At 70.2% G+C, this 18381-nt stretch carries 18 protein-coding genes; 3 read left to right on the forward strand and 15 right to left on the reverse strand.

Annotation, left to right across the window (positions count from 1 at the left end; all coding sequences use genetic code 11):
- Positions 1-5 precede the first annotated feature (5 nt).
- Positions 6-2054, forward strand: coding sequence for an NB-ARC domain-containing protein (locus IE307_RS36410; protein ID WP_191303985.1), 2049 nt, complete (start codon positions 6-8; stop codon positions 2052-2054).
- Here IE307_RS36410 and IE307_RS36415 read toward each other — a convergent pair.
- The 9 genes from IE307_RS36415 to IE307_RS36455 form a co-directional block, all read right to left on the reverse strand.
- The gene (locus IE307_RS36415; RefSeq protein WP_191303986.1) at positions 2051-3001 is read right to left on the reverse strand and encodes an NUDIX hydrolase; all 951 of its coding nucleotides are present in this window, start codon (positions 2999-3001) and stop codon (positions 2051-2053) included. The two genes, IE307_RS36410 and IE307_RS36415, sit on opposite strands and share 4 nt — an antisense overlap.
- Positions 2998-4110: a glycosyltransferase family 4 protein gene (locus IE307_RS36420; protein ID WP_191303987.1), complete on the reverse strand. Its 1113-nt coding sequence runs from the start codon at positions 4108-4110 to the stop codon at positions 2998-3000. The genes IE307_RS36415 and IE307_RS36420 overlap by 4 nt, the downstream gene beginning before the upstream one ends.
- Complete coding sequence (locus IE307_RS36425) at positions 4107-5009, reverse strand: phosphatidylinositol mannoside acyltransferase (protein WP_191303988.1); 903 nt, start codon at positions 5007-5009, stop codon at positions 4107-4109. The genes IE307_RS36420 and IE307_RS36425 overlap by 4 nt, the downstream gene beginning before the upstream one ends.
- Positions 5006-5608 (reverse strand): phosphatidylinositol phosphate synthase, encoded by a 603-nt coding sequence (gene pgsA / locus IE307_RS36430; RefSeq protein WP_191303989.1) that lies wholly within the window; start codon positions 5606-5608, stop codon positions 5006-5008. Before pgsA ends, IE307_RS36425 begins: the two co-directional genes overlap by 4 nt.
- Before the next feature lie 443 nt (positions 5609-6051).
- Entirely contained in the window at positions 6052-6891 is an 840-nt protein-coding gene (locus tag IE307_RS36435; protein ID WP_191303990.1) for a helix-turn-helix domain-containing protein, read from the reverse strand.
- Positions 6892-7167: 276 nt separating this feature from the next.
- Positions 7168-7347: a hypothetical protein gene (locus IE307_RS36440; RefSeq protein ID WP_191303991.1), complete on the reverse strand. Its 180-nt coding sequence runs from the start codon at positions 7345-7347 to the stop codon at positions 7168-7170.
- A gap of 56 nt (positions 7348-7403) precedes the next feature.
- The gene (locus IE307_RS36445) at positions 7404-7952 is read right to left on the reverse strand and encodes an HIT family protein (protein ID WP_191303992.1); all 549 of its coding nucleotides are present in this window, start codon (positions 7950-7952) and stop codon (positions 7404-7406) included.
- Complete coding sequence (thrS, locus tag IE307_RS36450; protein ID WP_229905430.1) at positions 7949-9997, reverse strand: threonine--tRNA ligase; 2049 nt, start codon at positions 9995-9997, stop codon at positions 7949-7951. The genes IE307_RS36445 and thrS overlap by 4 nt, the downstream gene beginning before the upstream one ends.
- Before the next feature lie 35 nt (positions 9998-10032).
- On the reverse strand, positions 10033-10524 hold the full coding sequence (locus tag IE307_RS36455) for a GNAT family N-acetyltransferase (protein ID WP_191303993.1): 492 nt from the start codon (positions 10522-10524) through the stop codon (positions 10033-10035).
- 138 nt (positions 10525-10662) lie between these two features.
- On the opposite strand from IE307_RS36455, the gene IE307_RS36460 reads away from it, so the two are divergent.
- Both IE307_RS36460 and IE307_RS36465 read left to right on the forward strand, forming a co-directional pair.
- Positions 10663-10977, forward strand: coding sequence for a hypothetical protein (locus IE307_RS36460; protein WP_191303994.1), 315 nt, complete (start codon positions 10663-10665; stop codon positions 10975-10977).
- Positions 10974-11546, forward strand: a complete 573-nt coding sequence (locus tag IE307_RS36465) for a hypothetical protein (RefSeq protein ID WP_191304042.1) — start codon at positions 10974-10976, stop codon at positions 11544-11546. Before IE307_RS36460 ends, IE307_RS36465 begins: the two co-directional genes overlap by 4 nt.
- A gap of 139 nt (positions 11547-11685) precedes the next feature.
- Here IE307_RS36465 and IE307_RS36470 read toward each other — a convergent pair whose 3' ends face one another.
- The 6 genes from IE307_RS36470 to IE307_RS36495 form a co-directional block, all read right to left on the reverse strand.
- Positions 11686-13254, reverse strand: coding sequence for an AMP-binding protein (locus tag IE307_RS36470; RefSeq protein WP_229905431.1), 1569 nt, complete (start codon positions 13252-13254; stop codon positions 11686-11688).
- Between the two features lie 261 nt (positions 13255-13515).
- Complete coding sequence (locus IE307_RS36475) at positions 13516-14214, reverse strand: FadR/GntR family transcriptional regulator (RefSeq protein WP_191303996.1); 699 nt, start codon at positions 14212-14214, stop codon at positions 13516-13518.
- A complete protein-coding gene (locus IE307_RS36480; RefSeq protein ID WP_191303997.1) occupies positions 14215-14982 on the reverse strand; it encodes a 3-oxoacyl-ACP reductase in 768 nt (255 codons plus the stop codon).
- Positions 14983-15010: 28 nt separating this feature from the next.
- Positions 15011-16363, reverse strand: coding sequence for an aldehyde dehydrogenase family protein (locus tag IE307_RS36485; RefSeq protein WP_191303998.1), 1353 nt, complete (start codon positions 16361-16363; stop codon positions 15011-15013).
- Positions 16360-17052, reverse strand: a complete 693-nt coding sequence (locus tag IE307_RS36490) for a gamma-glutamyl-gamma-aminobutyrate hydrolase family protein (RefSeq protein WP_229905432.1) — start codon at positions 17050-17052, stop codon at positions 16360-16362. The genes IE307_RS36485 and IE307_RS36490 overlap by 4 nt, the downstream gene beginning before the upstream one ends.
- Complete coding sequence (locus IE307_RS36495; RefSeq protein WP_191303999.1) at positions 17039-18379, reverse strand: glutamine synthetase family protein; 1341 nt, start codon at positions 18377-18379, stop codon at positions 17039-17041. The genes IE307_RS36490 and IE307_RS36495 overlap by 14 nt, the downstream gene beginning before the upstream one ends.
- Positions 18380-18381 lie beyond the last annotated feature (2 nt).

Raw genomic sequence — 18381 nt, forward strand, 5'->3', positions numbered from 1 at the left:
CATGCGTGTCTGATGATCTGCCTTGGTCCGTGCACAACTCCGTGCACGGTGACGTCCACGGATTGAACCTGCAGATCGGTGACATCAGAGGCGATTTCACGCTGCACCACCACTCGACGATCCGACCGCCGGCGGAGCTCCCCCTCCTGGTCGGCGTGGTCCCGCGACGGGCCGCGTCGTTCCAGGAGAGGCGGCCGCTGCCCGGCTCCCCCACCGTCGTGCTGTCCGGGATGGGCGGGGTCGGCAAGACCCAGCTCGCCGCCCACCACGCCGCCTCGGCGTGGGCCTCGGGCGAGACCCGGCTGCTGGTGTGGGTGACGGCCGGGTCGCGGGAAGCGGTCGTCTCCGTCTTCGCCGAGGCCGCCGCCGAGCTGACCGGGCGGGACGAGACCGAGCCCGAACGGGGCGCGCGCAGGCTGCTGGAGTGGCTGGCACGCGGCTCCGAACCGTGGCTCGTGGTGCTCGACGACGTCGAGGACCCGGCGGACCTCGAAGGCCTGTGGCCGCCGGACAACGGCCGGACGCTCGTCACCACCCGGCGCCGCGACGCTGCCCTGCACGGCGACCAGCGGGCCGTGGTCGACGTCGAGTCGTTCAGCGAGGACGAGGGCCTGAGCTACCTGCGGACCGTTCTGGCGGACCGGCCGCAGCTGCTCGACGGCGCCGCGGAGGTCGTGCGGGAACTGGGCTGCCTGCCGCTCGCGCTGGCCCAGGCGGGCGCGTACATGCTGGACATGCACCTCTCCGGCACCGAGTACCTGAGCAGGCTGGGGAAGTCGCGGCGCACGGGCGTGGCGGGCACCTGGTCGCTGTCGATCAAGCAGGCGAACGGCCTGCGCCCCAAGCGGGTCGCGGGGCACCTGCTCGACCTCGCCTGCCTCCTCGACCCCAACGGCGTCCCGCTCGGCGTGCTGACCAGTCCCCGCGCGCGGAAGTACCTGACCGACCGGACCGGGCACGAGCTCGACGAGACCGGCGTCCGCGACGTGCTCGCGCACCTGCACCGGCTGGGCGTGGTCACCCTCGACACCGGCTCCGCGCACCGCGAGGTCAAGGTGCACGCGCAGGTGCAACGCGCCCACCGGGAGAACTGGTCCACGAGGCAGCTGAGGCGGGCGTGCCGTGCCGCCGCCGAAGCGCTGAACGGCGTGTGGCCGGAGGTCGAGCTGTCCAAGGACGAGGGTCACGTCCTGCGTGCCAACGGCGAGGCGCTCATGGCGGCCGCCGGCGTGAAGGTGTGGGTGCGCGAAGCCATGTACTTGTCGATCACGCTGGGGAACAGCATCGGTGAGAGCGGTCGGGCGGCCGAGGCGAGGGACTACTTCGACCGCCTCAGTGCGGAGTCCGGGCGACTGGAACACGTCCTCGACCTCCAGACCATCATCCTGCGCGGCTGCCGGGCCCACTGGCGAGCCAAGGCCGGCGATCCGGCCGGTGCCCTGCGCGACTTCGAGCAGATCGCGGCGGACGAACCCCGGATCTCCCGGTTCTTCCGGCGGTTCACCCCGCACTTCATGCAGTACAACCGGCACGACATCGCGATCATGCGGGCCGAGACCGGTGATCTGGAAGGCGCCATCGCCGGACTCGAGGACGTGCTCGCCGAGCGGCTCCTGCAGCACGGGCCGGACCACTCCTCGGTGCTGAGCACGCGGACCTCCCTCGCGAGGCTCCGCGCGGAGACCACCACGGGCGATCCCCTGGCGGAGTTCGAGGGGCTCGTCCCCGACCTGTGCCGGGTGCTCGGGCCGCTGAGCCGCGAAACCCTGATGGCCAAGGGCAGTCGCGCGTACTGGCTCGCGCGGACCGGGGACACGGCGGCCGCCATCACCGAGCGCGAACAGCTCGTCCTGGACTTCACCGAGGTCTTCGGTCCCGAGCACCAGCGCACCCTGCTCGTCCGCGCCGACCTCGCCCGCTCCCTGCACGACGGCGGGCAGGCGGAGCTCGCGGCGCAGGAGGGCGAGCGGCTCCTGGCCGATCAGGTCAGGATTCTCGGCACCGACCACGAGGACACCGAGGACACACGGCGCATGCTCGACGGCTGGCGCTAGCGGACCGTGCGGGTCTCGCCGTCCCAGTCCCGGGTGAGCGCGGGCAGGAGCTCGGCCAGCTGCACCGGGTACACGGTGTCCTCGGCCTCTTCCAGCTCCTGCGCGCTCCACCACCGGTGCGCGGTGATCGAGGTTTCCTCGACGTCGTTGAATCCCGAGGTGTCGACCGTCAGATCACCCTCGACCGAGGCGTGGAAGAACCACTCCTCCGCGTCGAACGTCTCGCCGCCGAAGCTGAACACCGCGCGGCGGCGCCACACGGGGCCGACCAGCTGTTCGGGCGCGAGCTTCAGGCCCGTCTCCTCGAAGGCCTCGCGGACGGCCGTGTCGCGCAGCTCCTCGCCGTTCTCCACGCCGCCGCCGACGGTGAACCAGAAGGACTCCTGGGGGCGGGCGGGGTCGAAGCCCTGGAACAGCAGCACCCGGCCGGCGCCGTCGGTCAGGACCACGCGCGCGGACGGGCGGGGCTTGAGCATCACGGCGTCGGACGGGGTGGACGGTTCGGCGATCTCGAAGTACGACGGTTGCGGGGCGGTGCCGGCCAGGCGCAGCCAGCGGACCACCCGGCGGCGGCGCAGCAGGAGGGTGTCGCGGACGGCGTCGTTGTGGACACGGCGGGCCAGCACGACCCGTTCCTCGGCATCGGCGAGCTCGAAGGCCAGCGCCGGGGCCAGAGCGGAGCGGTCCAGGGTGCCGAGGAGGCCGGAGAGCTCGTTCTCCGCCAGTTCGCGGTCGGTCCGGGATGCCGACTCGGCTCCGGACGCCGCGGCGGCGAGGGCGGGATCGAGCAGGGCACGCGCGACGACCGCGCGGCGGGCCAGCGCCGCGTCCAGGGCGGCCCAGGCCGCGTCGGTGCGGACGTGGAGGCGGTCGAGGCGGTTCGCGATCGACAGGACCCAGACGGCGAGCAGCGACGCCACCAGGACGACGACCAGACCGGTGATCACGCCTCGCTCACCCGGCGCGGGTCGGCGGCGATGGCGGTCTCGTACACGCGCAGCACCTGCGAGGCGACCACGGACCAGTCGAAGGCCTGCACCCGTTGGGAGGCGAGGTCGACGTACTCGGCGCGCTGAGCCGAATCGCGCAGCACCGAGCGCAGCGCGTCGGCCAGGGCGTGGGCGTCGCCCACCGGGAACAGCGCGCCCGCCTTGCCGTCGTCCAGCACGCGCCGGAACGCGTCGAGGTCCGAGGCCACCACGGCGGTGCCGGCGGACATGGCCTCGGTCAGGATGATGCCGAACGACTCGCCGCCGGTGTTCGGGGCGACGTAGACGTCGACCGAGCGCAGCATCCGGGCCTTGTCCTCGTCGCTGACCTGGCCCAGGAGGTCGACGCGGTCGGCGAAGCGGCCCTCGAACGGGTTGTCGCCGCGGCCCACCACGAGCAGGCGCAGGTCGGGGAACTCGTCGGCGATCAGGCCGAACGCCTCCCACAGGATCGGCATGCCCTTGCGCGGTTCGTCGTAGCGGCCGACGAAACCGAGGGTGCCGCCCGGCCGCGGGTAGCCGTCCAAAGTGGACGCCGAGGCGAAGAAGTCGACGTCGACGCCGTTCGGGATCTCCACCGCGTCACCGCCGAGGTGCTCGACCTGGACGCGCCGCGCCAGGGCCGAGACGGCGATGCGGGCGGTGACCTTCTCGAGGAACGGCTGCAGCACGGGCTGGAACGCCGACAGCATCTTGGAGCGCGGCGTCGAGGTGTGGAAGGTGGCGACGATCGGGCCGTCCGCCACCACCAGGGCCAGGAACGACAGCGACGGCGCCGTCGGCTCGTGCAGGTGCAGGACGTCGAACTGGTGCTCGTCGATCCAGCGGCGCACCCGCGCGTACGAGACGGGGCCGAAGGAAAGCCGTGCCACGGAACCGTTGTAGGGAATCGCGACAGCGCGGCCCGCGGAGGTGACGAACGACGGCAGCGCCTGGTCGTCGTCGGCGGGCGCGAAGACGTTCACGTCGTGCCCGAGGCCGATGAGGGCGCGCGCGAGGTCGACGACGTGCGCCTGCACTCCCCCCGGCACGTCCAACGAGTACGGGCAGACGATGCCGATCTTCACCGCGCGAGCCTCCTGGCGAGGGCGGCGCGGCGGCTCTCCGGCAGGTCGGCGAGCCAGAGCTTCTGCAGCATGTGCCAGTCGGCCGGGTGCGCGGCGATGTCGGCGGCGAACACGTCCGCGACGGCCTGCGTGGCGGCCTGGACCGTGCTCACCTTGATCGGCGGGTGGATGCGGAAGTGCCAGCCGTCGCCGGTGAACCAGCAGCCGACCGGCAGCAGCGCGGCGCCCGTCGTCGACGCCAGGTGCGCCGGTCCCGCGGGCATCAGGGTCTGCTCGCCGAAGAACGTCACGGGCACGCCCGACGACGTCAGGTCGCGGTCCGCCAGCAGGCACACGACCTTGTTGTCGCGCAGCCGTTCGGCCAGCACCGTCGCGGGTGGACGGTCGCCGCCGTTGAGCGGCAGCACCTCGAAGCCGAGCGTCTCGCGGAACTCCACGAACTTGCGGTACAGCGACTCGGGCTTGAGCCGCTCGGCCACCGTCGTGAACGGGCCGGAGTGGCCGACGAGCCAGACGCCCGCCATGTCCCAGTTGCCGCTGTGCGGAAGGGCGACGACCGCGCCGGTGCCGTTCTTCAGCGCGGCGTCGAGGTTCTCCACACCGGACACCTGCGAGTCGCACTTCTCGTAGGCGGCGCGCAGGTCCATCGACGGCAGCCGGAACGCCTCGCACCAGTACCGCGCGTAGGACCGCAGCGACTCGCGCACCAGCCCGTCGAGCTCGTCCTCGCCCGCCTGCGGCACGACCCGCCGCAGGTTCGTGCGCAACTGCTCGACGCTCGCGCCACCACGACGTGCCGCGTAGTCGGCGCCCGCGCGGAACAACCCGCGCGCCCACGACTCCGGCAGCAGGCGGATCAGCCGCCACCCGGCGCTGTACCCGAGGGTCGCGAGGTTCACGCCGCCTCCCGCGCCGACCGCGCCACCGCGAAGACCCGCTGCAGCACCGTCACGACGGTCATGGCCGCGAGCAGCCACAACGAGATCGCCAGGAGGTGCGGCACGCCCAGCCCCTGCACCCCGGCCCCGAGCAGCGCGACGATGAACCGCTCAGCGCGCTCGGCCAGCCCGCCGTCGGCGGACAACCCGGACGCGTCGGCACGCGCCTTCACGTACGAGATGACCTGCGAGGCCACCAGGCAGATGAACCCGGCCGCGGCCGTCCACCTGTCCCCGGTGTCGAACGCGTACCAGGTCAGCGCCGCGAACAGCGCCCCGTCCGCGATGCGGTCGCAGGTGGCGTCGAGGACGGCACCGAACCTCGTGGGCCCCTGCGCACGGGCCATGGCCCCGTCGATGAGGTCGAGCAGCACGAAGAACGTCACCAGCGCACAGCCCAGGAACAGCTGCCCGCGGGGGATGAACCACAGAGCGCTCGCCACGGCACCGATCGTGCCGACGACGGTCACGGTGTTGGGGGTGAGGCCACGCGCCAGCAGCCACGCCCCGATCGGATCGGTGACGCGCGAGACGGACGCGCGAGCGAAGATGTTCAGCATGGCAGCCGCAGCCTAGCTGGACTGGTGAAACGCACCGCCCGCGGGTGAGGCGGCGGGTGCGGGACGGGGCCGCGCTGTGGTGGGGCAGCGGGTGCCGCCGGTGCGCGGGTGAGGTGGTGGGGCGGGTCGTGAGTGGGGGCCGCGTGGTGGGGCCCGGCCAGGCGGGACGTCCGGGGATCGCACGGCGGGTGCCCGGCGATCGCGACTGCGGGCAGGAACAGACCCGTGTGAATGGCGTCGAGGCGGCGGTGCGAGAACCCGGCCCCGGTGAAAGCGAGGAGGCGGGCCGGCGAGGTGCCACCAGCACCCCGCGAACAGCCCGCCCAACCCCTCTCCGACCCATGACCTGCCCGAGCCAGCGGCCCGCGGGCAACCCGGACCAGGCGCTGCCAGCCCGAGCCAGCGGCCCGTGAGCAACCCGGGCCGGTACCGGCCCAGCCGGGCTACCCGAGCCGCCGGTGGTCCTCGGCGATGCGCTTGAGCAACCCCTGCAACTCCTCCCCCCGCACCGCCAGCCGCTCCAACCGGCTGAACAACCCGAGGTACTCGCGCACGTCGAGCGGGTCGGTGATGGTGGCGTTGCCGGTCAGCACGCTGACCGTGACGACGCGCTCGTCGTAGATGTGGAAACCGTGCAGGGCGACCACGTTCGCGTCCGCCGACCACGGCACGACGCCGAGGCGGACGTTCGGGCGGCGCTGCATGGCGGCCAGGTGCTCGACCTGTTCCGCCATGAGTTCGGCCGAGCCCATCCGCCAGCGCAGCGCGCTCTCGGAGAGGACGAACACGAACTGCTTCGCCAGGTCGTCCATGCGGGAACGACGGGTGCGCAGGGCTGCCACCGCGGCCTCCTGCTCGGAATGCGGCATCGTCCCCAGCACGATCCGCAGGTAGGACTCGGACTGCAACAGCGAGGGCACCAGGTTGACCTGGAAGAACCTCGACGTCGCGGCCCGCGCCTCCACGCGGCTGATCGTCTGCTGGTGGCGGTGCGCTCCTCGGTGCAGCACGACGCGGCGGGTCTCCGCCTCCGCGTGCAGCGACCTGGCGAGTTCGACCAGTTCGATGCGCGTCTCCCTCGCGGCGGCCAGTTCCGCCACGAGGCGCTCCACGTCCGTGACGGACGGGAGCAGCATGCCGTTCTCGATCTTCGACAGCTTGGACTGGCTCATCCCGGTGGCACGGGCGGTGGCCGTGCCGGTCATCTTCGCCTCGGTGCGCAACCGGCGTAGTTCACGCGAAAGCCGCTCTCTCGCTAATCGCGAACGCTCAGGTGCGGTCATGTTCGCACCGTAACCATTCGCACACGGTGAGACGATCGGCCATAGGCGGGGACTTGACTCGCAGTTGACACCTCCAGGTGGGTGATCTCACCTACCTGGAATCGCTTTGTGCTGGCGTTACGTCTCGAACTGACCGAGAAATGCACCCAAAAGAAGTAACCGAAAGCTATTCCACGCGATGCGGAAACGGAAACGATTGTCCAGTGCGGACAACGCCGGTGGTTTTTGTCACTCTTTTGTCCAGGAATTCGTACGGATTTCAATCACAGCCGACGGCTAAACGCTCCGTTTAGTCCGCAAAACAGTGCGAACGGCAAGCCCGATGCCGCCGAAAATCAGCAGGAAACCGATGAGTCCGAGTCCGGGGGCGTCGTCGTGGTGGGCGGCCGTGATGGCGCCGACGCCGAGCGCGGCGAGCAGGACGCAGCCCAGCAGGGGCAGCAGGAGTCGAGGCATAGATCGACTATCGCGCGCGATCTATCGAAAGTCAACAGATAGGCACCGCGAAACGATCAGTCGAGAGCCTTCCAGCCGTCCGCCAGCAGCTGGCGGGTCTCGCCGAGCAGCTGCGGCAGCACCTTGGTGTGCCCGATGACCGGCATGAAGTTCGCGTCCCCGCCCCACCGCGGCACGACGTGCTGGTGCAGGTGGGCGGCGATCCCGGCCCCGGCCACGACGCCCTGGTTCATGCCGATGTTGAACCCGTGCGGGCCCGCCACGTGCCGACCGACCTTCATGGCCTTCTGCGTGAACGCGGCCAGCTCGGCGGTCTCGCCGGCGGAGAGCTCGGTGTAGTCCGCCACGTGCCGGTACGGCAGCACCATCAGGTGGCCGGGGTTGTACGGGTACAGGTTGAGCAGCGCGAAGACCTCCGCCCCGCGCGCGATGATCAGGCCGTCGGCGTCGGACAGCTCGACCACGCGGCAGAACGGGCAGCCGGCGGGTTCGTCGCCGTCGGCCTTGCCCGTGCCCTGCACGTACGACAGGCGGTGCGGGGTCCACAGGCGCTGCAACGCGTCCGGGACCCCCACACCGTCCTGGGAGGAGTACTCAGTCGTCACGAGAGCAGTTCCGCCGTGGGCGAGGCGTTCTCACGGCGCTGCACCCACTCGACGATCTGCTCGACGGCCCGCTCGACCGGCACGCCGTTGATCTGCGTGCCGTCGCGGAACCGGAACGACACCGCGTTCGCCTCCACGTCCTTGGCGCCGGCCAGGAGCATGAACGGCACCTTCTGCATGGTGTGGTTGCGGATCTTCTTCTGCATGCGGTCGTCCGACGCGTCCACGTCGACCCGGATGCCCTTGCGGCGCAGCACCTCGCGGAGGGCGAACAGGTGGTCGGCGTTCTCGGACGTCACCGGGATGCCCACGACCTGCACCGGCGCGAGCCACGCCGGGAACGCGCCCGCGTAGTGCTCGGTCATGACGCCGAAGAACCGCTCGACCGAGCCGAACAGCGCGCGGTGGATCATGACCGGGCGCACGCGCGAGCCGTCGGGCCCGGTGTACTCGAGCTCGAAGCGCTCCGGCAGGTTGAAGTCGAGCTGGATGGTCGACATCTGCCAGGTGCGGCCCAGCGCGTCACGGCACTGCACCGAGATCTTCGGGCCGTAGAACGCGGCGCCGCCGGGGTCGGGCACGAGCTCGAGACCGGACTCCTGGGCCACCGACGCGAGCGTCTCGGTCGCCTCGTCCCAGATCTCGTCCGAACCCACGTACTTCTCCGGGTTCTTGGTCGAGAGCTCGAGGTAGAAGTCGTCGAGGCCGTAGTCGCGCAGCAGGTCGAGCACGAACGTCAGCAGCGACCGCAGCTCGTCGCGCACCTGGTCCTTGGTGCAGAAGATGTGCGCGTCGTCCTGCGTCATGCCGCGCACGCGGGTCAGGCCGTGCACCACGCCGGACTTCTCGTACCGGTAGACGCCGCCGAACTCGAACATGCGCAGCGGCAGCTCGCGGTAGGAACGGCCGCGCGACTTGAAGATCAGGTCGTGGAACGGGCAGTTCATCGGCTTGAGGTAGTAGTCCTGGCCCGGCTTGCGAACGGTGCCGTCCTCGTTCAGCTCGGCGTCGAGGTGCATCGCCGGGTACATGCCGTCCTTGTACCAGTCGAGGTGGCCGGAGACCTCGAACAGGTTGCCCTTGGTGATGTGGGGCGAGTAGACGAACTCGTAGCCCTCTTCGGTGTGCCGCTGGCGGGAGTAGTCCTCCATCGCCTTGCGGATGATGCCGCCCTTGGGGTGGAACACCGCGAGGCCGGAGCCGATCTCGTCCGGGAACGAGAACAGGTCGAGCTCCACGCCCAGCTTGCGGTGGTCGCGGCGCTCGGCCTCGGCCAGGCGCTCCAGGTACGCGTCCTGCGCCTCCTGCGACTCCCACGCGGTGCCGTAGATGCGCTGCAGCTGCGGGTTGTTCTCGTTGCCGCGCCAGTACGCGGCGGCCACGCGGGTCAGCTTGAACGCCGGGATGTGCTTGGTGGTCGGCACGTGCGGGCCGCGGCACAGGTCGCCCCAGACCTGCTCACCGGAGCGCGGGTCGAGGTTGTCGTAGATCGTCAGCTCGCCGCCGCCGACCTCCATGACCTCGCTGGTGTCGACGTCGCTCTTGATGTCGACGAGCTCCAGCTTGAACGGCTCGGACGCGAGCTCGGTCTTCGCGGAGTCGACCGACTCGACCACGCGGCGCGAGAACCGCTGCGAGGACTTGATGATCTGCTTCATGCGCTTCTCGAGCGCCTGCAGGTCCTCGGGCGTGAAGGGCTTCTCGACCTGGAAGTCGTAGTAGAAGCCGTCCTTCACGGGCGGGCCGATGCCGAGCTTGGCCTCGGGGAACTGCTGCTGCACGGCCTGCGCCAGCACGTGGGCGGCGGAGTGGCGCACGACGCTGCGGCCGTCCTCGGTGTCGGCGGCGACGGCCTCGACCTCGACGTCGACCTGCGGGGTCCACGACAGGTCGCGCAGGTGGCCCTCGGCGTCGCGCACGACGACGATCGCGTCGGAACCCTTGCCCGGGAGGCCGGCTTCGCGCACGGCCGTGCCCGCCGTCGTCCCAGCCGGAACCACCACGCGCGGCGGGTTCTGGGCGACTGCTGGGCTCGACTCGGACACGGTGACTCCTAGTTCGACGATTCGGGGTGTTCGGATCAGATGTTATCGGTGCTCAAGATGGACATGACGATCGCGTCGTGGAAGACGCCGTCCCAGAGCAGGGCGTCCCTCAACCGGCCCTCCTCGCGGAAGCCGAGCTTCTTGTAGACGTGGATCGCCCTGTCGTTGAAGTCGTACACCTCCAGATCCACCCGGTGGAGGTTCAGAACGGTGAACGCGTGGTCGAGGACGTGCCTGATGGCGATCGACCCGTAACCCTTGCCGAATCCGTCCCACAACGCGATCCGCAGGCCCGCCGAACGGTTGTGCGGATTGATGGTGAGAACGACCTCGCCGAGGAACTCGCCGTCCTCGGTTATCGCGCGCGTGTAGCGGTCCGGGTCGTTCAGGGTGCGTTCGACGTAGGCCTCGTAATCCTCCAACGTGAACGTCGCGTGCGTACCGGTGAGGCGGTCGACCTCGGCGTCGTTCGGACGGCTCCTGGCCATCGCCTGCGCGAACTCCCTGCGGAGCGGTACGAGTTCCATGGTCCGATTGAAGCGCGCGGGTGCAAGTGGATTGCGCCGCGACACCTACGCAGCCGCTTCTGAGTGGTTTTTCGGATGCGTGCCGGGGCCCGGGGCGAGCACTCTGTTGTCCCCGGCCCGCCGAACGGAGCACCGATCATGTCCGACCTGACCGTCGAATGCCCGGTCCGCCTCACCGAGTCCAACCGGGACGAACTGCGCCTGCTCTACGCCGACCTGCACGAGCACTACGCCCGCCGCGACGCCCGCGACGGCACGCGCACCACGTTGCACTTCCTGTGGTCCGGCGTCCTCGACGCCGAGCTCTTCGGTGCGACCTACGCCGACCAGCGGCACGTTTTCGCTGGTTCCAGGCCCGTGATGAACTCCGCGCGCAATCCCGGCGGGCTTCAGGAAACGAACAGGTGGCTGTCAGCCCCAGCTCAGCAGAGCGGCGCATCGTTGAGGACATGAGCGAGCAGGGACAGACGCCTCCGCCGAAGGAGCCGTCGAAGGACGAACCGCGGGCCGCCCAGCCCGCACCGGACCAGGCGACGACCCCGCTGCCGGCCGGCGCACCGGCCACGCCTGGTCACCCGACCACCGAGCTACCGGCCACCCCGGCCGCGGCGCCCGGCCCGCAGCAGACCACCGAGCTTCCCGCGACACCACCGCCCGCGGCAGGTCACGCGGCCACTGGGGCCCCGGCCGCGGCATCCGCGGCGGAAGGCCCGGCAGCAGCGGGACCGCCGCCTCCTCCGGCCGCGACCCCTCCGGTCGCCGTGCCGGTGGGCCCAGGCCGTGGCAGGCGGTTCGTACGCCACCGCGCCACCCAGCTGGTCGCCGTGGGCCTGCTGGGTCTGGTCCTCGGCGGCGGCATCGTGGGAGCGGTGGCGGCCAACCGGTTCGACGACCGCGGCGGCCCCGGCCACGTGCGGATGTACGAGCGCGGCGAGCGAGGCCCCGACCGCGGTGGCGACCGCTTCGACCAGCGCGGGCCGTTCGGCGACCGGAACGACCGGGGCGACCGCTTCGAGCGGTGATCCGACCGAGCGCACGACCCGTGTCATCCGATTCCCCGACGACCGACACGGGTCGTGCGCTCCCCAAAATCCAGGAACGCGCGCCACAGCCGAATTAGTCCCCCTCGTTCTGCTGTGGCGTGCGTTCCGCCCTGAAGCACTAATGCGGCTGCGGTCCGAGCCGGATCGCCAGCAGCTGGCGCCGCACCACCTTGCCCGTGGCGTTGCGCGGCAGCTGCGGCACGACGACGACCTCCCGCGGGACCTTGTGCCGCGCGAGCCGGGTGCGCACGAACTCCCGCAGCTCCCGCACGTCGATCCGCGTCCCCGCCACCGGCACCACGAACGCGCGCAACCGTTGTCCGTACTCGGGATCCGGTACGCCGAGCACCGCCGCGTCGCGCACCCGGTAGTGCGTCATGAGCAGGTTCTCGACCTCGACCGGGTACACGTTCTCGCCGCCGGACACGATCATGTCGTCCTCGCGGCCGTCGAAGTACAGCCGGCCGCTGGGGTCGAAGTGCCCGAGGTCGCCGGTCGCGACGAGCCCGTCGATGGAGTCCTTCTGCGTGCCGTCGGTGTAGAGGTCGACGGTGAGCGAGCCGCGCACGTAGATGCGGCCCGTGACGAACGACCGCGTGATGCGGTTGCCGTTCTCGTCGTAGATGCGCACGACGCAGTTGTGCGGGGGCAGGCCGACGCTGGACGGCGCGGCCGCCAGGTCCTCCGGTGTGGCGACGGTGGCGACGGCGACTTCCGTTGAGCCGTAGAGGTTGTAGAGCACCGGGCCGAGCACGGCCTGGGTGCGCTGGACGAGGTCCGTCGAGATCGGCGCGCCGGAGGAGAACACGACGTCCAGGTGCGACAGGTCGAACGAGCCGATCACGTGGCGGTCGAGCTCCATGATCCGCTGCAGCATCGTCGGCACCAGGACGAGCGTCGTGCACCGCTGGCCCTGCACCGACCACAGCGTCTTGCGGGGGTCGAACCGGCGGTGCAGCACCGCGCGGGAGCCGAGCGACATCGCGAGCGTCAGGTGCGAGTAGCCCACGGAGTGGAAGATCGGCGCCGCGATGAACGTCGACTCGCCCGAGCGCATCGGGATGCGGTCGAGGAAGTCGGACGCGGTCAGCACCGACTTGATCTCACGCGCCGTGCCCTTGGGCGTGCCGGTCGTGCCGGACGTCAGCTGGATCACGACACCCGGTTCGCGCGGCGGCTGCAGTTCGCCGCGCGGCGCCTTGGCCACGAGCTGGTCGAGTGTCGGCGTGCGACGGTCGAGGCCGTCGCGCGACCACGAGAGCCAGCGCGGGATCGACGGCGGCAACTGGTGGAACAGAGGGGTGAACTCCTCGTCGTGGATGACGAGCGACGCGCGTTCGCGTTGCAGCAGGTCCATGACGACCGGGGCACCGAACCCGGTGTTCACCAGCAGCACCCGCACGCCGAGCTTCGCGCACGCCAGCAGCGACTCGACCATGCCGCGGTGGTTGCGGCACATCAGCGCGACGATGTGCGTGTGCTGGATCCCCAGCGCCCGCAGACCCTGGGCGATCGCGTTTGAACGTCTGTCCAACTGGCGGTAGGTGACCGAGCCGCGTTCGTCGACGATCGCGACGCCGTCGGGGTTCAGCCGGACGGACCGGCGCAGCGCCGTCACGTTCGGTCCCCAGACCTTGACCTCCTGCAACGCCTGCACGGACATCTTGATGTTCGTCAGACTGACCATGCCGGCTTCGGACAAGACACGGAGTGAGTGCACCCGGCCCATGGCGTCGCGAAACACCTTGCGCAACCCTGGCATCAACAGCTCCTCGCGCTGCAAGTCCCCGAGGTATTCGGACGGTAACCGTCTGCAAGGCTCAGGCCAAGCCTTGTTCCATGCGGAATTCGCATGACAACGGGACATTTGAACCTGTAAACGTTTTCAGGTTGCGTGCAACTTCGTGGTCAGCTTCTCACACTGCTGCGTTCGCAGGAGTCTGACCGGTCAGACCAGGAAGCCGCGCAACAACGACGCCGTCCCGTCCAGGTGCTCGGCCATCGCCCGGCGGGCCGCGGCGGGGTCTCCGTCCAAAATGGAGGCGATGATGCGCTCGTGCTGGGCGTTGGAGTGCGCGAGGTTCGGTTCGAGCAGCGGGATGTGGTCCAGCAGCTCGTTCGCGCGCATCCGCGACTCGGCGACGGCGGCGGTCAGCGCCGCGGACCCGGTCGCCTCGGCGATCGCGAGGTGCAGCCGCGAGTCCTTGCGCCGGTACTCCACGAGCGCCGAGGTCGAGGCCTCCTCCAGACGAGCGCGCAGCCCCCGTCGTTCGGCGGGACCCAGCGACCGTCCCGCCGCCGTCTCCGCGGCGCCGGTCTCCAGCACCCTGCGCAGCGTCAGCACGTCGTGGAGGTCGCCGAACTCCTTGCCGGGAGCCGACTTCGGGAGCACCTCGCGGACGAACGTGCCGCCGTAGCGCCCCCTTCGCGACTCGACGTAATGGTTCTCCTGCAACGACCTGATGGCCTCGCGCACGGTCACCCGGCTCACGCCGAGCCGGGTGGCCAGGTCCCGTTCGGACGGCAGCCTCTCCCCCGGCGCGACGACGCCGAGCCGGATGGACTGCATGAGCCGTTCGACGGTCTCCTCGAAGGCGTTGCCCGCCCGCACCGGGCGGAACAACGCCTCCTGCGCGTGCTCCACCATCTACAGCGGTGTCACGTACGCGCCGGCGATGCCGCCGTCCACGAGGAAGTTCGACGCCGTCATGAACGAGGAGTCGTCGGACGCGAGGAACGCGACCGCGGCGGCGATTTCCTCAGGTTCCGCGAACCGGCCGAGCGGTACGTGGACGAGCCTGCGCGCCGCGCGCTCCGGGTCCTTCGCGAACAGCTCCCGCAGCAGCGGGGTGTTGACCGGGCCGGGCGACAGGGCGTTGACGCGGATGCCCTCGCGGGCGAACTGCACGCCGAGCTCGCGCGACATCGCGAGCACGCCGCCCTTCGACGCGGTGTAGGAGATCTGCGACGTCGCCGCGCCCATCGTCGCGACGAACGACGCGGTGTTGATGATCGAGCCCTTGCCGTTGGCCTGCATGTGCGGGAGGGCGTACTTGCAACACAAATAAGCCGACGTGAGGTTCACCTTCTGGACGCGCTCCCACGCCTCGATGCCCGTCGTGAGGATCGAGTCGTCGTCGGGCGGCGAGATACCGGCGTTGTTGAACGCGACGTCCAGCTTGCCGTAAGTGTCCACAGTGGTCTGGAAGAGCGCCTTGACCTGTTCCTCGTCGGTCACGTCGACCTGGACGAACAGTCCGCCGACCTCGTCCGCGGCCGCCTTGCCGGTCGCGGGGTCGAGATCGGCGACGACGACCTTCGCGCCCTCGCTCGCGAACCGGCGCGCGGTCGCGAGTCCGATGCCGCTGCCGCCACCCGTCACGACGGCCACGCGGCCCTCGAGTCGCTGCACCATCTCTTGTTCTCCTCGTTGCTCGGGTAGCTCAGGTAGCGATGAAGACGTTCTTGACTTCGGTGAAGGCGTCGAGCGCGTCGGGCCCGAGCTCGCGACCGAGACCCGACTGCTTCACGCCGCCGAACGGCGTCCAGTAGCGGACGGACGAGTGCGAGTTCACCGACAGGTTGCCGGCCTCCACGGCCCGCGAGACGCGGATCGCGCGGCCGACGTCGTTCGTCCAGATGGAACCGGACAGGCCGTACTCGGAGTCGTTCGCGATGCGGATCGCATCGGCCTCGTCGGTGAACGGCAGCACGACGACGACCGGTCCGAAGATCTCCTCGGTGACCGTCGGGTGGTTCGCGGGCGGTGTGAGGACCGTCGGCGGGAACCAGAAACCGGAACCGTCCGGGGACGAGCCGCGGAACGCGACGTGGGAGTCGTCTGGGACGTAAGACGCGACCTTCCCGAGGTGCGCCGCGGTGATGAGCGGCCCCATCTCGGTGGCCTCGTCGCCGGGCTCGCCGACCTTGACGCCCTTGACCGCGGGCTCCAGCAGTTCCATGAACCTGTCGTAGACGCTCGCCTGCACGAGGATCCGCGAACGCGCGCAGCAGTCCTGCCCGGCGTTGTCGAACACCCCGTACGGCGCCGTGGCCGCCGCCTTCTCCAGGTCGGAGTCCGCGAAGACGATGTTGGCGGACTTGCCGCCCAGCTCCAGGGTCACCCGCTTCACCTGCTGCGCGCAGCCGGCCATGATCTGCTTGCCGACCTCGGTCGAGCCGGTGAAGACCACCTTGCGCACCAACGGGTGCGTGACGAACCGGTTGCCGACGACGCTGCCCTTGCCCGGCAGCACCTGGAACACGCCCTCGGGGATGCCCGCCTCCAGCGCGAGCTCACCGAGCCGGATCGCGGTCAGCGGCGTGACCTCGGCGGGTTTGAGCACGACGGTGTTGCCCGCCGCGAGCGCCGGGGCGAACCCCCAGCCCGCGATGGGCATCGGGAAGTTCCACGGCACGATCACGCCGACGACGCCGAGCGGTTCGTGGAACGTGACGTCGAGCCCGCCCGCGACCGGGATCTGCTTGCCGAACAGGCGTTCCGGCGCGGCCGAGTAGTACTGCAGCACGTCGCGGACGTTGCCCGCCTCCCACCGGGCGTTGCCGATGGTGTGGCCGGAGTTCTCGACCTCCAGCAGGGCGAGCTCCTCGACGTGCGCGTCGACGACCTCCGCGAACTTGCGCAGCAGCCGGGCGCGATCTCCCGGGGCGACGTTGCGCCAGCTCTCGAACGCCTGCTGCGCCCGGCCGATCGCCGCGTCCGTGTCGCCGAGGGTGGTGTGCGGGACGGACCGCACGACCTTCTCGGTGGCCGGGTTGATGACGTCGAAGGTCACGCTTCTCTCCTCGCCGCGCTCACAAGAGCCTCGAACAGCCTCAGGTCTTCGATGTCCTGCTCGGGGTGCGACTGCACGCCGACGACGAACCGCGCCCCCTCCAGTTCGACGGCCTCGACCGTGCCGTCCGGAGCCTGCGCGGTGACCCCGAGGCCGTCCGCGATCCGGTCCAGCGACTGGTGGTGATGACATTGAACGGTCGTCCGCCCGCCGAGGATCCCGTGCAGCGCGGTGCCTTCCGCGATGGCGATCTCGGTGTGCTCGAACACGGCGGGCGCCGGGTTGTGCCCCTCGACGTGCTGGTGCAGCGTGCCGCCCAGCGCCACGTTGAGGACCTGCATGCCCCGGCACACGCCGAGCACCGGCAGATCGAGCTTCAGCGCGGCCCCGACCAGTGCGAACTCGGTCTCGTCGCGGTCGCGCCGCGGCTCGCCGGTCTTCTCGTGCTTCTCGGCGCCGTAGGTCGCGGGGTCGATGTCCGCGCCGCCCGCGATCACCAGGGCGTCCAGGAACGCGATGGACTCGGCGTCCCAGGTGCCGACCGGCGGCAGCATGACGGGGTTGCCGCCCGCGCGGACCACGCAGTCGAGGTAGCCGCGGTAGAGCACCGCGGCCTCCACGTCCCAGTGCCCGAAGCGCGTGCGCTCCAGGTACGTGCTGATGCCGACGAGGGGCTTAGAGGCGCTCAAACCCGCGTACCTTCTCCCAGTCCGTGACCGCCGCGTCGAACGCGGTGAGCTCGACCTTCGCCGCGTTCAGGTAGTGGTCGACGACGTCCTGACCGAACGCCGAGCGCGCGATCTCGCTTCCCGCCAGCAGGTCCGCGGCCTCGCGCAGCGTCGTCGGCACCGTCGGCCGGTCGGACGCGTAGGCGTTGCCCACGAACTCGTCCTCCAGCTCCAGTTCCTGCTCGACGCCGTGCAGACCGGCCGCGATCAGCGCCGCCACCGCGAGGTACGGGTTCACGTCCCCGCCGGGGACCCGGTTCTCGAAGCGCAGGCCGTGGCCGTGACCGACGACCCGCAGCGCGCACGTGCGGTTGTCCCGGCCCCACGCCACCGCCGTCGGCGCGAACGAGCCCTGCACGAAGCGCTTGTAGGAGTTGATGTTCGGGGCGAGGAAGTAGGTGAGCTCCCGCAGCCCGGCCAGCTGGCCCGCCAGGAAGTGCTTCATGAGCTTGGACATGCCGTGGCCCTCGGCGAAGACGGGGTCGCCGTCCTTGGAGCGCAACGACAGGTGGATGTGGCATGAGTTGCCCTCGCGTTCGTTGTACTTCGCCATGAACGTGAGCGCCTTGCCCTGCTGCGACGCGATCTCCTTGGAACCGTTCTTGTAGATCGCGTGCTGGTCACACGTGCGCAGCGCCGTCGTGTACTTGAACGCGATCTCGTGCTGGCCGGGGTTGCACTCGCCCTTGGCCGACTCGACGACCATGCCCGCGCCCGTCATGCCGTTGCGGATGGACCGCAGCAACGGCTCTACGCGCGCGGTGCCGAGCAACGAGTAGTCGACGTTGTACTGGTTGGACGGCGTGAGGTTGCGGTAGCCGGCGTTCCACGCCTGCTCGTAGGTGTCGTCGAAGAGGATGAACTCGAGCTCGGTGCCGACGTACGCGTCGAACCCGAGCGCGGAGAGCCGGTCGAGCTGCTTGCGCAGGACCTGGCGCGGCGAGGCGACGACCGGGTCGCCGTTCTCCCAGACGACGTCGCACATCACGAGCGCGGTGCCCTCCTGCCACGGCACCCTGCGCAGGGTCTCGACGTCCGGCTTCATCACGAAGTCGCCGTACCCGCGCTCCCAGCTCGACATCTCGAAGCCGCTGACCGGGTTCATCTCCACGTCGACGGCCATCAGGTAGTTGCAGCCCTCCGCGGAATGGCCGAGGACCTCGTCGAGGAAGTACTGCGCGGCACACCGCTTGCCCTGCAGGCGGCCCTGCATGTCCACGATCGCGACCAGGACGGTGTCGATCTCACCGGCGTCCACGGCCTCGCGCAACTCCTCGACGGTCAGCATCT

The organism is Lentzea cavernae (assembly GCF_014653695.1).
Classification (GTDB): Bacteria; Actinomycetota; Actinomycetes; order Mycobacteriales; family Pseudonocardiaceae; genus Lentzea; species Lentzea cavernae.

What these genes read in the sequence shown, in the direction of transcription:
- pgsA (WP_191303989.1), bottom strand. Translation starts at nt 5,608, where the DNA reads ATGCTGAACATCTTCGCTCGCGCGTCCGTCTCGCGCGTCACCGATCCG.
- IE307_RS36435 (WP_191303990.1), bottom strand. Translation starts at nt 6,891, where the DNA reads ATGACCGCACCTGAGCGTTCGCGATTAGCGAGAGAGCGGCTTTCGCGT.
- IE307_RS36440 (WP_191303991.1), bottom strand. Translation starts at nt 7,347, where the DNA reads ATGCCTCGACTCCTGCTGCCCCTGCTGGGCTGCGTCCTGCTCGCCGCG.
- IE307_RS36455 (WP_191303993.1), bottom strand. Translation starts at nt 10,524, where the DNA reads ATGGAACTCGTACCGCTCCGCAGGGAGTTCGCGCAGGCGATGGCCAGG.
- IE307_RS36460 (WP_191303994.1), top strand. Translation starts at nt 10,663, where the DNA reads ATGTCCGACCTGACCGTCGAATGCCCGGTCCGCCTCACCGAGTCCAAC.
- IE307_RS36465 (WP_191304042.1), top strand. Translation starts at nt 10,974, where the DNA reads ATGAGCGAGCAGGGACAGACGCCTCCGCCGAAGGAGCCGTCGAAGGAC.
- IE307_RS36470 (WP_229905431.1), bottom strand. Translation starts at nt 13,254, where the DNA reads ATGGTCAGTCTGACGAACATCAAGATGTCCGTGCAGGCGTTGCAGGAG.
- IE307_RS36475 (WP_191303996.1), bottom strand. Translation starts at nt 14,214, where the DNA reads ATGGTGGAGCACGCGCAGGAGGCGTTGTTCCGCCCGGTGCGGGCGGGC.
- IE307_RS36480 (WP_191303997.1), bottom strand. Translation starts at nt 14,982, where the DNA reads ATGGTGCAGCGACTCGAGGGCCGCGTGGCCGTCGTGACGGGTGGCGGC.
- IE307_RS36495 (WP_191303999.1), bottom strand. Translation starts at nt 18,379, where the DNA reads ATGCTGACCGTCGAGGAGTTGCGCGAGGCCGTGGACGCCGGTGAGATC.